Source organism: Stutzerimonas sp. VN223-3, assembly GCF_045999685.1.
Classification (GTDB): domain Bacteria; phylum Pseudomonadota; class Gammaproteobacteria; order Pseudomonadales; family Pseudomonadaceae; genus Stutzerimonas; species Stutzerimonas stutzeri_AR.
In genome coordinates, this window is record NZ_RBEC01000003.1 from 720,079 (window position 1) to 738,050 (window position 17,972).

21 protein-coding genes and 1 pseudogene are annotated in these 17,972 nt (G+C 60.4%); 12 read left to right on the top strand and 10 right to left on the bottom strand.

The genetic code is table 11. From position 1 onward, the window contains the following. Nucleotides 1-337 precede the first annotated feature (337 nt). Entirely contained in the window at nucleotides 338-1,861 is a 1,524-nt protein-coding gene (locus D7241_RS19260) for a fumarate hydratase (protein WP_255981279.1), read from the top strand. A 49-nt stretch (nucleotides 1,862-1,910) separates the two neighbouring features. Here the strand turns inward: D7241_RS19260 and D7241_RS19265 are convergent, their stop codons facing one another. The 4 genes from D7241_RS19265 to D7241_RS19280 all read right to left on the bottom strand — a co-directional run bounded on the left by D7241_RS19265 (nucleotide 1,911) and on the right by D7241_RS19280 (nucleotide 5,148). After that, nucleotides 1,911-2,141: a VF530 family protein gene (locus tag D7241_RS19265; protein WP_255981277.1), complete on the bottom strand. Its 231-nt coding sequence runs from the start codon at nucleotides 2,139-2,141 to the stop codon at nucleotides 1,911-1,913. A gap of 85 nt (nucleotides 2,142-2,226) precedes the next feature. After that, the gene (locus D7241_RS19270; protein ID WP_408102859.1) at nucleotides 2,227-2,808 is read right to left on the bottom strand and encodes a DJ-1/PfpI family protein; all 582 of its coding nucleotides are present in this window, start codon (nucleotides 2,806-2,808) and stop codon (nucleotides 2,227-2,229) included. 53 nt (nucleotides 2,809-2,861) lie between these two features. Beyond that, a complete protein-coding gene (locus D7241_RS19275) occupies nucleotides 2,862-4,022 on the bottom strand; it encodes a phospholipase D-like domain-containing protein (protein WP_408102966.1) in 1,161 nt (386 codons plus the stop codon). A gap of 217 nt (nucleotides 4,023-4,239) precedes the next feature. Then, nucleotides 4,240-5,148 (bottom strand): acyl-CoA dehydrogenase, encoded by a 909-nt coding sequence (locus D7241_RS19280; RefSeq protein ID WP_408102860.1) that lies wholly within the window; start codon nucleotides 5,146-5,148, stop codon nucleotides 4,240-4,242. 193 nt (nucleotides 5,149-5,341) lie between these two features. Between D7241_RS19280 and olsB the strand changes: the two genes are divergently transcribed. From olsB to D7241_RS19295, 3 genes are read left to right on the top strand one after another with little or no spacing between them, the layout of a single operon-like run. Continuing rightward, complete coding sequence (gene olsB / locus D7241_RS19285) at nucleotides 5,342-6,088, top strand: L-ornithine N(alpha)-acyltransferase (protein WP_408102861.1); 747 nt, start codon at nucleotides 5,342-5,344, stop codon at nucleotides 6,086-6,088. Next, the gene (locus tag D7241_RS19290) at nucleotides 6,088-6,858 is read left to right on the top strand and encodes a lysophospholipid acyltransferase family protein (protein ID WP_408102862.1); all 771 of its coding nucleotides are present in this window, start codon (nucleotides 6,088-6,090) and stop codon (nucleotides 6,856-6,858) included. Before olsB ends, D7241_RS19290 begins: the two co-directional genes overlap by 1 nt. A 39-nt stretch (nucleotides 6,859-6,897) precedes the next feature. Next, on the top strand, nucleotides 6,898-7,500 hold the full coding sequence (locus D7241_RS19295) for an ACP phosphodiesterase (RefSeq protein ID WP_408102863.1): 603 nt from the start codon (nucleotides 6,898-6,900) through the stop codon (nucleotides 7,498-7,500). On the opposite strand, the gene D7241_RS19300 is transcribed toward D7241_RS19295, so the two are convergent. Then, nucleotides 7,488-8,264: a class II aldolase/adducin family protein gene (locus tag D7241_RS19300; RefSeq protein ID WP_408102864.1), complete on the bottom strand. Its 777-nt coding sequence runs from the start codon at nucleotides 8,262-8,264 to the stop codon at nucleotides 7,488-7,490. The two genes, D7241_RS19295 and D7241_RS19300, sit on opposite strands and share 13 nt — an antisense overlap. 104 nt (nucleotides 8,265-8,368) lie before the next feature. Beyond that, nucleotides 8,369-8,821, bottom strand: coding sequence for a flavodoxin (locus D7241_RS19305; RefSeq protein WP_408102865.1), 453 nt, complete (start codon nucleotides 8,819-8,821; stop codon nucleotides 8,369-8,371). 234 nt (nucleotides 8,822-9,055) lie between these two features. Between D7241_RS19305 and D7241_RS19310 the strand changes: the two genes are divergently transcribed. From D7241_RS19310 to D7241_RS19340, 7 genes are all read left to right on the top strand, one after another. Then, nucleotides 9,056-9,703, top strand: a complete 648-nt coding sequence (locus D7241_RS19310; protein WP_408102866.1) for a PilZ domain-containing protein — start codon at nucleotides 9,056-9,058, stop codon at nucleotides 9,701-9,703. A gap of 99 nt (nucleotides 9,704-9,802) precedes the next feature. After that, nucleotides 9,803-10,513, top strand: a complete 711-nt coding sequence (gene folM, locus D7241_RS19315; RefSeq protein WP_408102867.1) for a dihydromonapterin reductase — start codon at nucleotides 9,803-9,805, stop codon at nucleotides 10,511-10,513. Between the two features lie 16 nt (nucleotides 10,514-10,529). Continuing rightward, the gene (gene folX, locus D7241_RS19320) at nucleotides 10,530-10,904 is read left to right on the top strand and encodes a dihydroneopterin triphosphate 2'-epimerase (protein ID WP_255981257.1); all 375 of its coding nucleotides are present in this window, start codon (nucleotides 10,530-10,532) and stop codon (nucleotides 10,902-10,904) included. Between the two features lie 194 nt (nucleotides 10,905-11,098). Beyond that, nucleotides 11,099-11,392, top strand: coding sequence for a DUF1244 domain-containing protein (locus D7241_RS19325; RefSeq protein WP_255981255.1), 294 nt, complete (start codon nucleotides 11,099-11,101; stop codon nucleotides 11,390-11,392). Next, the gene (locus D7241_RS19330) at nucleotides 11,389-11,748 is read left to right on the top strand and encodes a HopJ type III effector protein (RefSeq protein ID WP_255981253.1); all 360 of its coding nucleotides are present in this window, start codon (nucleotides 11,389-11,391) and stop codon (nucleotides 11,746-11,748) included. The genes D7241_RS19325 and D7241_RS19330 overlap by 4 nt, the downstream gene beginning before the upstream one ends. Before the next feature lie 216 nt (nucleotides 11,749-11,964). Further along, nucleotides 11,965-12,723, top strand: a complete 759-nt coding sequence (gene cysZ, locus D7241_RS19335; RefSeq protein ID WP_408102868.1) for a sulfate transporter CysZ — start codon at nucleotides 11,965-11,967, stop codon at nucleotides 12,721-12,723. Nucleotides 12,724-12,777: 54 nt separating this feature from the next. Then, nucleotides 12,778-13,389 (top strand): flavodoxin family protein, encoded by a 612-nt coding sequence (locus tag D7241_RS19340; RefSeq protein ID WP_408102869.1) that lies wholly within the window; start codon nucleotides 12,778-12,780, stop codon nucleotides 13,387-13,389. A 92-nt stretch (nucleotides 13,390-13,481) separates the two neighbouring features. Here the strand turns inward: D7241_RS19340 and D7241_RS19345 are convergent, their stop codons facing one another. From D7241_RS19345 to D7241_RS19360, 4 genes and pseudogenes are all read right to left on the bottom strand, one after another. Next, nucleotides 13,482-14,591: an NADH:flavin oxidoreductase gene (locus tag D7241_RS19345; RefSeq protein WP_408102870.1), complete on the bottom strand. Its 1,110-nt coding sequence runs from the start codon at nucleotides 14,589-14,591 to the stop codon at nucleotides 13,482-13,484. Nucleotides 14,592-14,655: 64 nt separating this feature from the next. Further along, nucleotides 14,656-15,252: pseudogene (locus D7241_RS19350) on the bottom strand (TetR family transcriptional regulator C-terminal domain-containing protein). A gap of 164 nt (nucleotides 15,253-15,416) precedes the next feature. After that, nucleotides 15,417-15,899 (bottom strand): glutathione peroxidase, encoded by a 483-nt coding sequence (locus D7241_RS19355; protein ID WP_255981243.1) that lies wholly within the window; start codon nucleotides 15,897-15,899, stop codon nucleotides 15,417-15,419. Between the two features lie 109 nt (nucleotides 15,900-16,008). Beyond that, nucleotides 16,009-16,494, bottom strand: a complete 486-nt coding sequence (locus tag D7241_RS19360; RefSeq protein ID WP_255981241.1) for a peptidylprolyl isomerase — start codon at nucleotides 16,492-16,494, stop codon at nucleotides 16,009-16,011. A 237-nt stretch (nucleotides 16,495-16,731) separates the two neighbouring features. Here D7241_RS19360 and D7241_RS19365 point away from each other — a divergent pair, with 237 nt between their 5' ends. Next, on the top strand, nucleotides 16,732-17,919 hold the full coding sequence (locus D7241_RS19365) for an acetate kinase (protein ID WP_408102871.1): 1,188 nt from the start codon (nucleotides 16,732-16,734) through the stop codon (nucleotides 17,917-17,919). The last annotated feature ends 53 nt before the right edge of the window (nucleotides 17,920-17,972 follow it).

Here is a 17,972-nt window from a genome sequence, read left to right on the forward strand (position 1 = left end):
CACTCTACGCCGGCCATTCGAAAAAGCCTACAAGCTGTACTGACAAGGCCCGGGCGAAACGCCGACAGTCCCAATTGCGACCGTTCTGCCGCATTCAGTCGGTTCATGGTGCGCCGTTCACGAATACGCCACCGGCGGCTTGATTCCGTAGCGCGGCGGACATCCGATAGCATCGCCATGCCTGTTTTGATGTGCATCCCTTCACCTTTGGTCCGTCTGTGTACCCTGCGTCACGGCGGGTTATACTGCCGCGCCTTTTTTAACTTGAGCTAACCTGAGCGCATCGAGTGCCTTACTCGACGCGCCTCGCCTCCGCCCCGCCAAGAGGACGCGCTGCATGACCGTGATCAAGCAAGACGACCTGATACAAAGCGTTGCCGACGCTTTGCAGTTCATTTCCTATTACCACCCCGTCGACTTCATCCAGGCGATGCACGAGGCGTACCTGCGCGAAGAATCGCCTGCAGCGCGCGATTCCATGGCGCAGATTCTGATCAACTCGCGGATGTGTGCCACCGGCCATCGGCCAATCTGCCAAGACACCGGTATCGTCACCGTATTCGTGCGCGTGGGTATGGACGTGCGCTGGGACGGCGCCACCATGGGTCTGGACGATATGATCAACGAAGGCGTTCGCCGCGCCTACAACCTGCCGGAAAACGTTCTGCGTGCTTCGATCCTCGCCGATCCGGCTGGTTCCCGGAAGAACACCAAAGACAACACCCCAGCCGTCATTCACTATTCCATCGTCCCCGGCGACAAGGTGGAAGTAGACGTTGCAGCCAAGGGCGGCGGCTCGGAAAACAAGTCGAAGATGGCCATGCTCAACCCGTCCGACTCCATCGTCGATTGGGTATTGAAGACCGTGCCGACCATGGGCGCCGGCTGGTGCCCGCCGGGCATGCTCGGCATCGGCATCGGCGGCACCGCCGAAAAAGCCGCGGTAATGGCCAAGGAAGTGCTGATGGAATCCATCGACATTCATGAGCTCAAGGCCCGCGGCCCGCAGAGCCGCATCGAGGAGATGCGTCTGGAGTTGTTCGAGAAGGTCAACCAGCTGGGCATCGGCGCTCAAGGCCTGGGCGGTCTGACCACCGTGCTCGACGTCAAGATCATGGACTATCCGACCCACGCCGCTTCGCTGCCGGTGTGCATGATCCCCAACTGCGCCGCCACCCGCCATGCGCATTTCGTGCTGGACGGTTCCGGCCCTGCCGAACTCACTCCACCGCCACTGGACGCCTACCCGGAGATCGTCTGGGAAGCCGGCCCGAGCGCACGCCGCGTCAATCTCGACACCATCACTCCGGAAGAAGTGCAGAGCTGGAAGCCGGGTGAAACCGTGCTGCTCAACGGCAAGATGCTCACCGGCCGCGACGCCGCGCACAAGCGCATGGTCGACATGCTGAACAAGGGCGAAGAGCTGCCGGTGGACCTGAAAGGTCGCTTCATCTATTACGTCGGCCCGGTCGATCCGGTCGGTGACGAAGTGGTAGGCCCGGCCGGTCCGACCACCGCCACCCGCATGGACAAGTTCACCCGCCAGATCCTCGAAAGCACTGGCCTACTGGGCATGATCGGCAAGTCCGAGCGCGGCCCGATCGCCATTGACGCGATCAAGGACAACAAGGCCGTGTATCTGATGGCCGTTGGCGGCGCCGCCTATCTAGTCGCCCAGGCGATCAAGAAGTCCAAGGTGCTGGCCTTTGCCGAACTGGGCATGGAAGCGATCTACGAGTTCGAAGTGAAGGACATGCCGGTCACCGTCGCGGTGGATACCAACGGCGAGTCGGTACACATCACCGGCCCGGCGATCTGGCAGAAGAAAATTGCAGAGAACCTCGCGGTAGAAGTGCAGTAACCGACGCACAGCAAAAAAGCCCGGCATGAGCCGGGCTTTTTTTTGCGGCTCACTCTCGACGTGTCGAACGGCGCAACTGAACGAACAGCGCCTCGACTTTCGACCGTGCCCAAGGCGTCTTGCGCAGAAACGTCAGGCTCGACTTGATGCTGGGATCGCTCCTGAAGCAGCGAATATCGACCCGCTGCGCCAGCCCGTCCCAGCCGTACTGCGCCTGTAGCTCGACAAGTATGGCTTCGAGCGTCATTCCATGGAGCGGGTCTTTGGTGGGTTCTCGCACAGCGGACCTCTGAATCCGAAACACCGCCCAAGACGGCAGATAACAAAAGGCCCAGCGATTGCCAGGCCTTCGTCCAGCCCGCATATTACAGCGTGATACGCGTACCGAGCAGCTCCAGAAACGCCGCCAGCCAGGCGGAATGCGCCGGCCACGCCGGGGCGGTGACCAGGTTGCCCTGGGTATGCGCCTGATCGACCGGGATGTCGACGAACTCGCCGCCCGCCAGCTTCACCTCCGGAGCGCAGGCCGGATAAGCGCTGCAGGCGCGCCCTTTGAGCACATCGGCAGCGGCGAGCAGCTGCGCTCCATGGCAGACGGCCGCGATGGGCTTCTGCGCTTCGTTGAAGGCGCGCACCAGACTCAGCACCTTGTCGTTCAGCCGCAAATATTCCGGCGAACGTCCGCCAGGCACCACCAGCGCGTCATAGTCTTCGGCGCGCACGGCGTCGAAATCGAAGTTCAGCGCAAAGTTGTGCCCAGGCTTTTCGCTATAGGTCTGATCGCCCTCGAAATCATGTATCGCGGTACGCACCGTATCGCCTGCTTTCTTACCTGGGCAGACGGCATGCACCGTATGACCGACCATTTGCAGCGCCTGAAACGGCACCATGGTTTCGTAATCTTCGACGTAATCGCCGACCAGCATCAGAATCTTCTTCGCAGCCATCGAAACGTTCTCCTGTCAGGTGATTCATTTGCGGCTAGCTCAGCGAGAGCCGATCAACCGCTTCGGTTGAAAATATTGATCGTCAGCCGATCGAGCAGACCCCACATGCGCTGATAGATGCGCTGACGCAGTGGACGCGAGTGCCACTGCTGCAGATCAACTTCAAGACTGTGGGCAAAATCATGCTCGAAGCTCTCTGCCACCGAGGCACTCAACTGCGTGTCGATCGCCTCGAGATTGGCTTCTAGGTTCCAGCGCAGATTCCAATGATCGAAATTGCACGAGCCGACGCTTACCCAGTCATCGACCAGCACCATTTTCAGGTGAAGGAAGTGTGGCTGATATTCATGAATCCGCACGCCAGCGCGCAGTAGTCGCGGGTAGTAGCGTTGCCCTGCGTAGCGAACCGATGGGTGGTCGGTATTTCGGCTGGTCAGCAACAGTTGCACGTCAACGCCGCGTCTCGCCGCGCGCATCAGCTCACGCCGAACGCGGCCGGTGGGCAGAAAGTAAGGTGTCGCCAGCCAAATCCGACGCTCCGCTCGCTGCAGGTTTCGCAACAGGCTGTGGAGAATGTCACGATGCTGACGCGCCGCTGAATAAGCGACCCGCCCCATCCCCTCTCCCGCTTGGGGGTTGGCCGGGATCTTCGGCAGCCGTTGCGGTAACGGCAGTTGCCAGATGCGGCGCTTCAAGCACAACGCCCATTGCGCGTCGAACAAGCGACGCCAATCGTCCATCAACGGGCCGGAGATTTTCACCATCGCCTCGTGCCAATGCTGTTCCGGCTTATCGGGATTCCAGAACTCATCAGTTGCCCCGGTACCGCCAACGAAGCAGCAGACGTCATCGATCAGGATCAGCTTGCGGTGGTCACGGTGGAGATTGCGAAACTTCAGTCGCAGCTTCAACGGGTTGTATTGACGCAGATCGGCGCCCGCATCGGATAGCCGGTCCCGTGCCTTCTGCCCCAGCTTCAGACAACCGAAACCATCGAACAGACAGCGCACCCGCACACCACGCCCAACTGCAGCCACCAGCGCATCGATCAGGCGATCGGCGCATAGACCGTCTTCCACCAGATAGAGCTCGACGTCCACCCGCCGCTCGGCCGCATCGATGCTCTGCAGAATGTGCGGAAAAAACTGAGGGCCGTCGATCAGCAACCGGAAGCGGTTGCCGTCTCGCCAGGGAAATACCTCCCCGGCGAGCATCACCATAGACGCCTCCGGGCGGGCGAAGCGGCGCTCTGCACGAGGATATCGATACAGCTGATAGACATTGGATTCCTTGTCCGTGTGAATACTCAGGGGTGTCGCCGGCAGCGGAAGTCACCAAATGCAGAGGAACCGGCCAGTGTCGTTGCGACACGCTTGTTATAGGTCCGTACGGCGACTCAGAGTTCCCATGTCGATCGCCCTTGCATTGCGCTCAAGCAGAGCGCGCTCCTCCTTCAGGTGTCAGAGCAAAGACGGCGGCAGCCTGGGCTAGCCGCTTGGCCTGCGCGCTGCTTGCCAGCTGCAATATGTTGCGGTCACGCTGCCACAAGCGCCTCCATTGTTCCGGCCCGCTCATCAGCGCAGCATCCAGCTCTGTTGCCGTGGCCTCGAACTGTGCATTGAGCGAAGCCAGCAACAGGTGCGTGGAAGGTTCCATCGGCGGCATCCGGGACACTTCAGCCGCACCGGCCAGGATGCCCAACAACAGAAGTTGCAGCCGTTGCGGCCAACCGCATTCCAGGCCGATGCCGTGGAGCCAGCTGACAAGCGCCACCAACACGTGCAAATCCTCGAAGGTGCGGAAAGGTTTAACGTAGTCATCCCAGCCATCGCCAGCCAGGCGTTGACAAGGTGCACGCTCCAAGCGCAGACGACCGTGTGGAATATCCGGTACCAGCGGCAACCGTGGCCCTTCTTCGATGAGCACGCCACGCTCGTCACAGCCGACCACGCAGAGGCTCAGCCTAGGCCGATCACCCGGAGCCTCGTCGCGAGCCGGTACCAACAGCCACGCCGCGGCCGAGCCGGCGATGACGAAATCCTTGTTGCCAGTCAATGTCAGCTCGTCCAGGCGGGTCTGCATATCGGCCGGACGCAGCTTGCGGTTCTCGGTAGCGCACAGCGCGCCGAGACCACCGGGCGCAGCGGGCCAGAGCCGGCGCAGCGCGGCCTGATAGCCAGCCAGAAAAGCCAGTCCGGGCGTCGCAGCCAGGCGCCCGCCAAGTATCGCCAGCTCAACAGTGCCGTCCGTGCCACGCGACTGTAACTCGGCGAACCAGCCGTCCAGCGCAGTTGGCTGGGGTAAGCGTTGCAGCGGACCAAGCAGCTCCTGCCAGGGCATCGAGCAATCTCCTGCGAATTTTGAACGGTTACGGTGAAAGCAGCAGCCGTCATCCAAGCATCACCGATCCGTAACAGTGGTGACACCGCCTCTGCCTAGCCTGAGCCGGCATCACTGATTGACGGAACGCCAACCATAACAATCACGCGCTCCGAATGCATTGCCACCGCCAAGGCTAACCAGGAGACAGAGCATGACCACCATCGCTTTTCCTCGTACTACGCGGCGCCTGCAGGCAGAGCGCCTGCACGGACCAGTTGCGCTTCACGAAGCCCAGAGCTTGCGGTACCGGGTGTTCAGCAGTGAATTCGGCGCTCACCTGCAAGGCGCCGAAGCCGGACTGGACTGCGATGATTTCGACGCTCACTGCAGCCATATAGGGGTGCGTGATCTCGACAACGGGGAGCTGGTCGCCACTACGCGCTTGCTCGACAACCTGACGGCAGATCGTTTGGGACGCTTCTACAGCGAAAACGAGTTCAACCTCCACGGCCTGACGGAGCTGGACGCACCGATTCTGGAAATCGGACGTACCTGCGTCCACCCGGCCTACCGCAACGGGGCGACCATCGCCGTGCTCTGGGGGGAGCTGGCCGAGGCGCTGAATCAAGGCGCTTATCGCTATCTGATGGGCTGCGCGAGCATATCCATGCGCGATGGCGGCATCCAGGCGCAAGCAATCATGCAACGGCTGCGCGAGCGCTATTTGTGCACCGAACTACTGCATGCCAGCCCGAAGAATCCGCTGCCCTTGCTGGAGCTGCCAGACAATGTCATCGCGGAAATGCCGGCGTTGCTCAAAGCTTACATGCGCCTTGGGGCGAAGATCTGTGGCGAGCCCTGCTGGGACCCGGATTTCCAAGTGGCCGACGTGTTCATTCTGCTCAAGCGAGACGAGCTGTGTCCGCGTTACGCAAGGCACTTCAAGGCAGCGGTTTGATGAAAAGGCTGCGGTTTTATCTGAGGATCATCCGACTGGGTGCGGTGATTGCTGTCGGTCTGCTATTTGCGAGCGCGCTGAAACTGCAGGCGCTACTCCGACTCAGACCGTCACCTGCATCTCGCCAGCGGCTATGCCGCTGGTTCCTCGCGCGGCTGGCGGCCGCCCTGCCGTACGAGGTTCGACTGACCGGCAACCGTCCCGACCAGCCAATGCTGTGGCTCGCCAATCACCTGTCCTGGACTGATATCCCGCTGCTCGGGATGCTGCGGCCAATGGGCTTTCTGGCGAAATCCGAAGTGCGGAAATGGCCCCTGCTCGGCTGGCTCGCCGCCGAAGCGGGGACGCAATTCATCCGGCGTGGCGGTGGCGACAGCGGCGCGCTCACTCAGCAATTGGTCGCAGAGCTGCAGCAGGGCCGGGATTTGCTGATCTTTCCAGAAGGCACCACGACGAACGGCGCCGCTTTACGCACCTTCCACTCGAGGCTGCTGGCTTGCGCGATCGAAACAGGCACGCCGATCCAGCCCGTAGCGATCCGCTATCTGCGTGACGGCCAGGCCGATCCCATCGCACCGTTCATTGGCGACGACGATCTGCTTTCGCACCTCTTCAGATTGTTGGCAACGGATGTCGCTGTGGTGGAGATTCAGCTATTGCAGCCAATCGAAAGCCGAGGCATGGAGCGCAACCGACTCGCCCGCCTTTGCCACAGCGCTATTGCCGAAGCGCTATATGGCAGCGCAGCGCCAACGTGCGCGGCGGCTTGATGCAAGCTGAACGCAAGGAAGCACTGCTAGACTGACCAAATGAATTATCTCGCACATCTCCATCTCGGCGGCCCGCGGCCCGGAGAGCTGCTCGGCAGCCTCTATGGCGATTTCGTCAAGGGCCCCTTGCAGGGTCGCTGGCCCGCCGACATCGAGGCCGGCATTCGTCTGCACCGGCAGATCGACGCCTATACCGATAACCATCCACTGGTGCTGCAAGCCAAGCAGCGTTTTCCCAGCGAGCGGCGGCGCTACGCCGGGATATTGATCGACTTGTTTTTTGACCACTGCCTGGCCGCGCACTGGCACGACTATGCTGAAGAGCCGCTGCAGCAGTTCACCGAGCGGGTATATCAAGTGTTGCGTGACGAAGCTGCGCTACCCGACAAGCTGGCCTTGATCGCGCCACGCATGGCGGCCCAGGACTGGCTCGGCAGCTACCGGGATTTTGCGGTCATGGAGCAGGTAGTCGCAGGCATGAGTCGCCGGCTGTCACGCCCGGAAGGGCTGGCTGGCGGGGTGGCAGAGCTGGAGCGGCTGTACGTGCCGCTCCAGCAGGACTTTCGCGAGTTCTACCCACAACTACAGGCTTTCGCCCAGCGCAGCAGCACTGGCATGACGGACCGCCATCAGGCGTCGTAACCGGGGCATTGCTGATCCAGTTTGCGCAGCAGCGCGGGCCAGGCCAGCGCACCACCCATCCCACCTTTGCTGCGCGTGACGCCTGCCGCCATGGCTTTGGCTCCGGCGAGAATCTGTTCGGGAATCGGGATCAGCTCGGCACCCCCGGTCTGCGCCATCACTTGCACCTCACAGGCGCGCTGGAAGATGAACATCATCAGGAAGGTATCGGCAATGCTCGCACCGCAGGTCATCAGGCCGTGATTGTGCAGCAGCATGAAGCCGGTTTCGCCGAGATCGGCCTGCAGCCGGGCCTTTTCTTCATGGTTGAGCGCCACGCCCTCATAGCCGTGGGTCGAAAGGCTGGAGAGTACGAATAGCGATTGCTGGCTGATCGGCAACAGCCCCTGCTTCTGTGCCGACACCGCCACGCCTGCCGCGGTATGGGTGTGCATCACGCAGGCCACGTCGTGACGGACCTCATGTACCGCGCTATGAATGGTGTAGCCGGCCGGGTTGATGTCGTAGGGTGAATCCATCAGCTTGTTGCCGGCCAGATCGATCTTCACCAGGCTGGACGCCGTGATCTCGTGAAACATCAGCCCGTAGGGGTTGATCAGAAACTCGTCCGCGTCGGGAATCTTCGCCGAGAGGTGAGTAAAGATCAGGTCGTCCCAGCCATGCAGCGCGACCAGCCGATAGCAGGCGGCCAGATCCACGCGCGCCTGCCATTCGGCGGCGCTGACTTGGTTCTTGAGCGAGTGAATCGAATGCAGAGCGGTCACGCGGCACCTCTTCTTGTTGTTTTCCGGTGCCTTGAGTCTAGCGAGCGTGAAACGGGCCGGAAGTCGCCTTTCCAGCCAGCTTGATGACCGCAGAAGACATTTGCTCAGCCACGCAGGGCTGCAGCGAAGCGTTCCAGCCAAGGCTCGGCGTCACTTTCGGGCGTGACCGTTTCGCTGGCATCCAGGCGCAGCATCTCTTGCACCTCGCGCACACCGAGTTCGGCATACAGCTCTCTGACCTGTTCGCCAGCGCCACAGAACGTATCGCCGTAGCTGGCATCGCCCAGCGCGATGACACCGCCCGGCAAGCCCTGCCAGGCCGGAAATTGTTCGCGAATGGCTGAATACAGCGGGATGAAGTTGTCCGGCAACTCGCCAATGCCGGTCGTTGCGGTTACCACCAACAGAGCCTGCGGAGCGAATTCGATGATCTGTGGAAGCTGCGCGCGCGGGTCATGCCAGGTATCGAAGCCCGCCGCTTTCAACATGCTGGCGGCATGGCGGGCGACGTCTTCGGCTGTTCCGTAGACCGTACCGGAGAGGATGGCGATTTTCATGAAAGACTCCGCTGCGAATTGAGGCCGAACATTATGCCGTATTCGACGCATCCGGCCCGCTTGCGTAGATCTACACTTTAACCAGTTGGCAACAGAGGCCTGCGGCAAGGCCGGGGCACCGAAGGGAACTCGCCGACGAAAGCACTGTCGCAAGCGATCTGGCAGAAGCGCGATCGGAACGCACCGGAGCGACAAAGGCACGGGCAACCCTGCCCCTTGAGAGGGACATCGAGAATGCCGAAAAAGACCGTACTCACCAGCGCCGAGCTGGCGTACATCAACAAGCTAGTCAGCAGCTCTCGGACCGAGCCGGGCGAAACGCGTGCAGGCTTTCGCGTAGACGGCGGTGAGCACGCCAATGGCTTGCTGTTACAGCTGGCCGCCAAGGCCAACCTGACGCTCGAAGCGGAACTCGAAGATTACTGCATGTCCTTCCCGGTGCAGTTGAACGAAGATGAATTTCACACGATCCAGCTACAACTGGCACCGCCGACCATCTATGAGCGCGGGCCGATTCTTCGCGCCTGGCGTCTGCATCTGGACGAGCCCTTGCCGCTGCTCTACGACAATGGCGACGAAACCGCGCTGAGCGTTCATGAGCTGTCGCCCAACGGCCTGCTGGTGGATACCGGACCGAAGAAGAAGGCCCCTAACCATCTTCATCTGCACCTGGCTCTACCGGGCGAGGATTCGCTCGAGATCGATGCGCATCGGATTCGCGATGCAGAGGGCGGGATGACCGCATATGAAGTCGAGTACCCGCAGGACAAGGATGCTGAACGCATCCGCTCCTATCTTTATGAGCAGCATCAGCGCCTCCATCCGGAACTGCAGCCGGAACTCCCGACCGAGATGCTTGCCGACGGCGCCGACCAGCCCTAACAATCGTCTCGCCTTGGCTTTCACGAGCCATGGCACAACGCAGAGTGCGCTGGTGTAAGCTGGTCGACACGCCAACCACCGCCAAACTCATTGAAAACCATGACCCAGCCAACGGCCCCGATTCTGATCACCGGTGCCAGCCAGCGCATAGGCCTGCATTGCGCCGAGCGCCTGCTCGATGACGGGCAATCAGTGATCGTCAGCTACCGCACACCGCGGGCAAGCCTCGACGGGCTACGTGAACGGGGGGCCGTGACGTTGCAGGCCGACTTTTCCAGCGCAGCGGGCATCTATGCCTTTATCACCACGCTGAAACAACAGACCCACTCGCTGCGCGCCGTTGTTCACAACGCCTCGGATTGGCACGTCGAGACGCCTGGCGAGGAAGCGGATGTGTTTCAGCGAATGTTCGAAGTGCACATGCTTGCGCCTTATTTAATCAATCTTCACTGCGCCGAGCTGCTGCGATACGGCGGCCCGGCCGACATCATCCACATCGGGGACGACGTAACCCGCACCGGCAGCAAAAAGCACATTGCCTATGCGGCTAGTAAAGCCGGTCTGGATAACCTTACCCTGTCGTTTGCGGCTAGCCTGGCACCAGCCATCAAGGTCAACGGTATCGCTCCGGCCCTGATACAGTTCAATGACGGCGATGACGAGACTTATCGACGAAGGGCGCTGGCGAAATCTGCGCTGGGCATCGAGCCCGGCGCCGAAGTGATCTACCAGAGCCTGCGTTACCTGCTCGACAATCCCTATGTCACCGGCACCACATTGACCGTCAATGGTGGCCGCCATCTGATCTGATATGCGAAGGAACCACATGCCCCGACTGGAACCCGCAATGGCGCGCATCCGCGTCAAAGACCTGCGACTACGTACTTTCATCGGCATCAAGGAAGAGGAAATCCTCAACAAGCAGGATGTGTTGATCAACCTGACGATGCTCTATCCGGCGGCCAACGCTGTGCGCGACAACGACATTGAGCATGCGCTGAACTACCGCACCATCACCAAGACGATCATTCAGCACGTCGAGGACAACCGTTTCGCGCTCCTCGAGCGGCTTACCCAGGAAATTCTCGATCTGATCATGCAGCACCCGGAGGTGCGCTATGCCGAGGTCGAAGTGGACAAGCCGCACGCCCTGCGCTTCGCCGAATCGGTGTCGATCACCCTCGCCGCGCATCGAGACTGAGCCGCTGCGTCAGTAAATCACTGCCGCAGGCGGCAGTGGTCCCTAGTGCGCGGTTACCGCCGCGGGCGTCCAGCCGAGTGTGCGGGATGACCATCGAAACGCTGCTGGCGTAATCGGCGTTCCCGCCAACGGCTGGCCCCGCCAATCCCTCAAGGTTATGATCCCGCCCACGTCTGAACGCCGAGGCCCATGAGATGAATGACCAAGAACGCACCGAACTCGAAGCCGCCGCCTTTCGCCGCCTGGTGCAGCACCTGCGCAGCCGCCCGGACGCGCAGAACATCGATCTGATGAATTTGGCGGGCTTTTGCCGTAATTGCCTGTCGAAATGGTACAAAGCGGCCGCGGACGATCTGGACATCGAAGTCAGCATCGACCAGGCACGCGAAGAGGTTTATGGCATGCCCTACGCCGAGTGGAAGAAGCGCTACCAGAAAGAAGCGACCTCCGAGCAGCAAGCCGCCTTCGACAAAGGCCAGAAGCCATGACCGGTCTTCGCGATTTCCGCGCCAGCCTGCGCAACCGCAATCATGCCTTCAGCGAGACGCTGGCCTATATCGCCAGTGCCTATGATTACCAGCCAAGCCGCTTTCTCAATGGCACCGTGGAAAATGCCGCCGGAGAGAACGAAGGCTCGTGCAAGACACTCGGGATGGCAGTGCTGGAGGGTTTCACCACCGAGGAAGCGCTGCTGGCTTTCGGCGAGCATTACCAATCGGTATTGGCGACGCCCAGCGGAAACGATCACCGCAACATCCGCGCATTGATGGAAACCGGATTGCCCGGCGTGCGCTTCGATCAGCAGCCGTTGACGCGCAAGCCAATCGAGTTAGAGGCGAAATAAAAAAGGGCCGGCCAGGCACTTGGGGAAGGCTTGAAAGCGGACGGCCCTGAAAACCAAAGAGGCGTTTCGAAGCAAAGTCTGACGGCCAGACGCAACGCCGACCATTGGGTAAATCTGATCGGCTGCATAGCCAGCCGCTATCGCTTCGCTTTCGAGCTTTTCCGGTCGGTGCAAAGCCGGTAAGGTCCGGACCGAACTCATCCGGAGTACGACCTCATGCCCATCACAGCCCTTTCCGGCCCGCAATACCTGCGCGAAGGTCTGAAGTTGATCTTGAGCCCAGGGCTGCGGCTGTTCGTTATCCTGCCGCTGACGGTTAACCTGCTTTTATTCAGCGGCCTTATCTATCTGGCATTGCGCCAATTCGGCAGTTGGGTCGACGTTTTCATGCCCAGCCTGCCCGAGTGGCTGATGTTTCTGGAGTACATCCTTTGGCCATTGTTCGTGGTCATGGTCGTGCTGATGGTGTTTTTCACGTTCACCATGCTCGCGAACATTATTGCCGCCCCGTTCAATGGCTTTCTCGCCGAGAAGGTCGAAACGGTGGCGCGTGGAGAGGACAGCTCGCCGCCGTTCAGCTGGGCTGAGCTGCTGGCCATGCTGCCACGTACCATCGGGCGTGAAGCACGCAAACTTGCGTACTTCGCGCCACGCGCACTGGCACTGTTGATCCTTTCGTTCATTCCCGCGCTCAATCTCATCGCCCCTCCGCTGTGGCTGCTCTTCGGTGTCTGGATGATGGCGGTTCAATACATTGATTACCCGGCGGACAACAACAAGATGAGCTGGGCGGAGATGATGGCCTGGCTGCGCCAAAGACGCTGGAAGAGCCTGAGTTTTGGGGCGGTGACTTACGCAGCGTTGCTAGTGCCGTTCCTGAACCTCCTGATCATGCCCGCAGCCGTGGCCGGCGCGACGCTGTTCTGGGTACGCGAGGGAGGCAAGGGACAGCTAACGCCTGTCGTCAAAGGATGAACTGCAGCCCAAGCGAGTGTCTAGATTTGAACACTTGAGACTTGGAGATCTGCAATGACGCTTTCCGCTCTAGCCATCAACTGCACACTCAAAGCATCCCCAGACGAATCATCTTGCAGCCTGCTGCTGAGCCAGGCCGAGCGCGAATTGGAAAAGCTCGGCGTGGCCTGCGAACAGTTGCGAGCCGTGGACTTCAACATCAAGCCGGGCGTGACCTCCGACGAAGGTCCTGGGGATGATTGGCCGATGATTCGTGAGAAAATCCTAGCCGCTGACATTTTGCTGCTTGGCACTCCGATCTGGCTTGGCCATCCGGCGAGCGTTTGTCAGCGTGTACTGGAGCGCCTCGATGCCTTTCTCGGTGAAGTCGACGACCAACAGCGGATGGTTTCCTACGGCCGAGTGGCCTGTGTCGCGGTCGTTGGCAATGAGGACGGCGCCCACCATGTAATAGCCGACCTGTACCAGGGGCTGAATGACGTGGGCTTCACCATTCCTGCCAATGGCTGTACGTATTGGGTCGGCGAGGCTATGGGCTCAACGGACTACAAAGACCTGGACGCCCCCAGCGAGAAGGTCACCAAGACCAATGCGATGCTTGCACGCAACGCCGTACATCTGGCAACTCTGCTCAAACAGTCCGGCTATCCCGGAGCTTCGGAGTAGCAGTAAATCAGCGCCGGGACGGCACATTCGGCACTGATTGCACGGGTTGCGGCACGCGACGATGCAACGACCCGCGCAGACAAATAACCGACTCAGGCCAACGTTTTCAGCGCATCCCGACTGAACGGCAGGATCTCCTGCATGCGGCCTTCGCGAACCTTCAGCGCCCAGTCCGGGTCGCAAATCAGGGCTCGGCCCACTGCGACCAGATCGAACTCCTGCTTGTTCAGGCGCTCCAGTAGGCCTTCGATATTGGCCGGCTGCGCCACCTTGTCTGTTTTGACCATGAACTGGAGAAACTCGCCGTCGAGGCCGACGCTACCGACCGTGATAGTCGGCTTACCGGTCAACTGGCGGGTCCAGCCAGCCAGGTTGAGGTCCGAGCCTTCGAATTCAGGTTCCCAGAACCGGCGTGTCGAGCAATGGAAAATGTCCACGCCAGCTGCTGCCAACGGCGCAAGAAATTCGCCAAGCGCTTCGGGCGTGGTTACCAGGCGCGCCGTGTAATCCTGCTGTTTCCACTGCGAGAAGCGGAAGATGATCGGGAAATCCGTACCCACCGCCGCACGTACCGCTTCGATCAATTCGATGGCGAAGCGCGAGCGATTTGCCAGATTGCCGCCGTACTCATCGGTGCGCTGATTGCTGCCTTCCCAGAAAAACTGATCGATCAGATAGCCATGAGCGCCATGGATTTCAACGCCATCCATCCCGATGGCTTTGGCATCAGCCGCAGCCTGAGCGAAGGCCGCGATGACGTCCTGAATATCTTCCTTGCTCATGCCATGCACAACGGCATGCCCATCCTTGAGCTTCTCCATCGGCCCGTAGCCCAGCACTTCCGGCTCTGGCTCGGTACCTTTGCGACGCACATTGCCGACATGCCAGAGCTGCGGAACGATCTTGCCCCCTGCCGCATGCACCGCCTCGACGACCGCTTTCCAGCCGGCCAGGGCATCTTCGCCGTAGAAACGCGGCACTTGTGGATAGCCGTTGGAAGCCCGATGACCCACCGTGGTGCCCTCGGTGATGATCAGCCCTACCCCCGATGCGGCACGGCGGCGGTAATACTCAACCACATCTGCGGTCGGTACGCCGTTTGGCGAGAAGGAACGGGTCATCGGCGCCATCACCACGCGCGTCGGCAGTTGCAGGCTGCCGAGCTGGAAGGGCTGAAACAGGGCATTCACGGCTGCGGTCATTGTTGTCTCCTTGCTAACTCGATCAAGAACGAAAGCGACCGGTCTCTCACCGCCCGCACAAAAATCAACGAAGCGTCAGTAGACGCTCCAGCTGGGTCAGAAAAACTTCCAGCGGCGCGACATTGCGCCCCACTTTCATACGCAGCAGCGCGCCTTCCCAGGCATTGCCGATAAATTCAGCCAGCGCCTGGCAATCGGTATTCGCATCGATCTCACCGGCTTCACGAGCCTGTTCGATGCAGCCCGCCAGCACCTCAACGGAACGTCGCAGAATTGTCTCGACCTGTTGTCCGATCGGCTGCGATAACTCAGCCATCTCGAAACTCAAGCTGCCGATGAAGCAGTGATATTCCGGGCATTCCTGACGAGCAAAATGAGCAACCAGTTGAGCGTAATAAGCCAGGATTCGCTCACGCGGGCTCAACGGCGAATGGGTCAGCGCGGCCTGATAGCGCTACAGCCTAGGCTGATAAAGGTATTCCAGCGCCTGCAGGGCAAAATCTTCTTTGCTGGCGAAGTAGTGGTAGAAAGATCCCTTGGGAATCCCTGCCGCCTGGACGATTTCCAGCACACCAGTGCCGTGATAGCCACGACGGGTCATTACCTGGGCACCTTTGGCCAAGATCAGTTCGCGTTTGTCGATTCGGGCTCGGTTATTCATAAACCGAGGATATGACCGGTCGTCTCGTGCGAACAGCACCATCAATAGCACTTATTTCGGTGCCACGATCAGGGCAATGGTGATGGTAATGCGGAAAGATAGCCCAGCGTGGGGCTTGCGCAGGTGCAGCGGCGGGCGCCGCTGCACGGGGATTACGCACGTCGTCAGGCGAGTGCGTTCTCGATGGCCTGGATCAGGGCCGGATCGTCGGGGGCGGTTCTTGGTGAGAAACGCGCTAATACGCGGCCGTCCTGGTCGACGAGAAATTTCTCGAAATTCCAGCTGATATCACCTGGAAAATCCGCCCCTTCGCCTGCCAGCAGACGGTACAGCGGATGACGTTGCGGGCCGTTGACCTCGAGCTTGCTGCTTAGCGGAAAGCTGATGCCGTAGTTTTCGTTGCAGAACTGCAGAATCTCTGCGTCACTGCCGGGCTCCTGGGCCGCGAACTGGTTGCAAGGAATTCCAAGCACACCAAAGCCACGATCCTGATAGCGTTGATGCAACACCTGTAGCCCCGCGTACTGTGGGGTCAGTCCGCATTCCGAAGCCACATTGACCACCAGCGTCAGCTGATTTTTCAGCGGCGCAAGGGGCAACTCCTGGCCAGCAAGGCCGGGCAGAATCAACTCGTGGAAGGCGCTCATTCTCTCTTCTCCAGAGGGTAAAAAAAGCGCTCCGGCATACCGAAGCGCTTCCATCGCCCAATCTTTCGATTGGACCTTGTCGCTGCTCACTCGCCTCGCAGCGAGAGGATCAATGGTGATGTCCACCTTCGCCATGGACGTGGCCATGAGCAATTTCTTCTTCGCTAGCGTCACGCACATCGACAATTTTAACTTCGAAGTTCAGACGCTGGCCGGCCAGCGGATGGTTGCCGTCGACGATTACATCGTCACCCTCAACATCACGAATGGTGACAATCTGCATGCCGCCGTCCGGACCGGACGCATGGAACTGCATGCCGACTTCCAGCTCGTCGACGCCTTCGAACATAGCGCGATTGAGCGTTGCGACCAGCTCCGGGCTGTACTCGCCGTAAGCATCCTGCGGCTCGATAGCGACCTTCACTTCGTCACCGCCCTGCTTGCCTTCAAGCGCTTTTTCCAGACCCGCAATGATGTTGCCAGCACCGTGCAGGTAGACCAGCGGTGTGCCGCCGGCCGAGCTGTCCATCACCTCACCGGCGTCGTTGGTGAGTGTGTAGTCGATTGACACAGCCTTGTTAGCGGCAATCTGCATGAGGCAAAACCTTTGCTGGGGAATGTGATGCCAAAGTTTAACCGCGAGCTGCGCCGATTGCGAACCGAGCCCGGATAAACGGGACCATCCGCCGTCTTGACAAACCCTCCGTAGCCGCTTCCTCGGATGGTGTCGCATACAACCTTTGGAGAACATCGGTCCATCGAGAGCTATGAAAGAATTCTCGCCTGCAATCTAGCGATGTATTTAACAATTATTAGCATCCAAGGAGCACCGATGTCGGCTCGAAACATCCTGGTGATTAACTGCGGCAGCTCGTCGATCAAGTTCGCGTTGGTCAACGAAACGCAAGCGACCTTCCCCCTGCAGGGCCTGGCCGAGCGTCTCGGCAGTCCTGAGGCAGTGCTTCACTGGCAGCTGGGAGACGCCAAGCAGAGCCTGGACATCCCCGGTGCAGATCATCGCGCCGCACTGGCGCAACTGTTGCCGCTCGCGCAGGAGTCAGCCGGCGGCAAGCTCGACGGCATCGGTCATCGCGTGGTCCATGGCGGCGAGCATTTCACGGGCTCCAGCCTGATCGACGAAGCGGTGCTCCAGGCCATCCGCGACAGCGCTCAGCTGGCTCCTTTGCACAATCCGGCCAATCTGGTCGGCATCGATGCAGCCATCGCTCTTTTCCCCAATCTGCCGCAAGTGAGCGTATTCGATACCGCCTTTCACCAAACTATGCCCGAGCACGCGTTCCGCTACGCCGTGCCGGGATTTCTCTATAGGGAACACAGCGTTCGCCGCTACGGCTTCCACGGCACCAGCCATAACTATGTCAGCAAGCGCGCGGCTGAAATGACCAACCTACCGGTGAACGACAGCTGCTGGCTGACGGCACATCTGGGCAACGGTTGCTCCACCTGCGCCATCGTCAACGGCGAAAGCCGCGACACCAGCATGGGCCTGACACCGCTGGAAGGCTTGGTCATGGGTACGCGCAGCGGCGACGTCGACCCCAACCTGCACAGCTACTTGAACCGAACCCTGGGCTGGAGCCTCGAGCAGATCGATCGCATGCTCAACCACGACAGCGGACTGAAGGGGCTTTCCGGGCTGTCCAACGATCTGCGCACCCTTCAGGACGCCCGTGCCGCGGGCCACGCTGGCGCCAACCTCGCGCTGGAAGTGTTCTGCTATCGCTTAGCCAAATCCCTGGCGAGCATGGCTTGCGCCCTGCCGAAGCTCGACGGTCTGATCTTCACTGGCGGCATCGGCGAGAACTCGGTCGCCGTACGCAGCCGTACCTTGGAGCACCTCAAGCTGTTCAACTTCAAGCTCGACGAAGACGCCAACTCCCGTTGTATCCGCGGCGTCGGTGGCGAGATTCAGGCCGCGGGCAGTACGCGCGTACTGGTGGTTCCCACCAACGAAGAACGCCAGATCGCCCTGGACACGCTCGCGCTGCTCGACGCCTGACCTCGACGCCTGAACAACAGGCAGTCACGTATGCGCGTTGCGCGAATCCGGCA

Coding starts and splice junctions, on each gene's coding strand:
- D7241_RS19330 (WP_255981253.1), top strand. CDS start 11,389: ATGACCGGTCTTCGCGATTTCCGCGCCAGCCTGCGCAACCGCAATCAT.
- D7241_RS19355 (WP_255981243.1), bottom strand. CDS start 15,899: ATGAGCGCCTTCCACGAGTTGATTCTGCCCGGCCTTGCTGGCCAGGAG.
- olsB (WP_408102861.1), top strand. CDS start 5,342: ATGACCACCATCGCTTTTCCTCGTACTACGCGGCGCCTGCAGGCAGAG.
- D7241_RS19340 (WP_408102869.1), top strand. CDS start 12,778: ATGACGCTTTCCGCTCTAGCCATCAACTGCACACTCAAAGCATCCCCA.
- D7241_RS19290 (WP_408102862.1), top strand. CDS start 6,088: ATGAAAAGGCTGCGGTTTTATCTGAGGATCATCCGACTGGGTGCGGTG.
- folX (WP_255981257.1), top strand. CDS start 10,530: ATGCCCCGACTGGAACCCGCAATGGCGCGCATCCGCGTCAAAGACCTG.
- D7241_RS19310 (WP_408102866.1), top strand. CDS start 9,056: ATGCCGAAAAAGACCGTACTCACCAGCGCCGAGCTGGCGTACATCAAC.
- D7241_RS19260 (WP_255981279.1), top strand. CDS start 338: ATGACCGTGATCAAGCAAGACGACCTGATACAAAGCGTTGCCGACGCT.
- D7241_RS19295 (WP_408102863.1), top strand. CDS start 6,898: ATGAATTATCTCGCACATCTCCATCTCGGCGGCCCGCGGCCCGGAGAG.
- D7241_RS19280 (WP_408102860.1), bottom strand. CDS start 5,148: ATGCCCTGGCAGGAGCTGCTTGGTCCGCTGCAACGCTTACCCCAGCCA.
- D7241_RS19365 (WP_408102871.1), top strand. CDS start 16,732: ATGTCGGCTCGAAACATCCTGGTGATTAACTGCGGCAGCTCGTCGATC.
- D7241_RS19305 (WP_408102865.1), bottom strand. CDS start 8,821: ATGAAAATCGCCATCCTCTCCGGTACGGTCTACGGAACAGCCGAAGAC.
- D7241_RS19360 (WP_255981241.1), bottom strand. CDS start 16,494: ATGCAGATTGCCGCTAACAAGGCTGTGTCAATCGACTACACACTCACC.
- D7241_RS19270 (WP_408102859.1), bottom strand. CDS start 2,808: ATGGCTGCGAAGAAGATTCTGATGCTGGTCGGCGATTACGTCGAAGAT.
- folM (WP_408102867.1), top strand. CDS start 9,803: ATGACCCAGCCAACGGCCCCGATTCTGATCACCGGTGCCAGCCAGCGC.
- cysZ (WP_408102868.1), top strand. CDS start 11,965: ATGCCCATCACAGCCCTTTCCGGCCCGCAATACCTGCGCGAAGGTCTG.
- D7241_RS19325 (WP_255981255.1), top strand. CDS start 11,099: ATGAATGACCAAGAACGCACCGAACTCGAAGCCGCCGCCTTTCGCCGC.
- D7241_RS19275 (WP_408102966.1), bottom strand. CDS start 4,022: ATGCTCGCCGGGGAGGTATTTCCCTGGCGAGACGGCAACCGCTTCCGG.
- D7241_RS19345 (WP_408102870.1), bottom strand. CDS start 14,591: ATGACCGCAGCCGTGAATGCCCTGTTTCAGCCCTTCCAGCTCGGCAGC.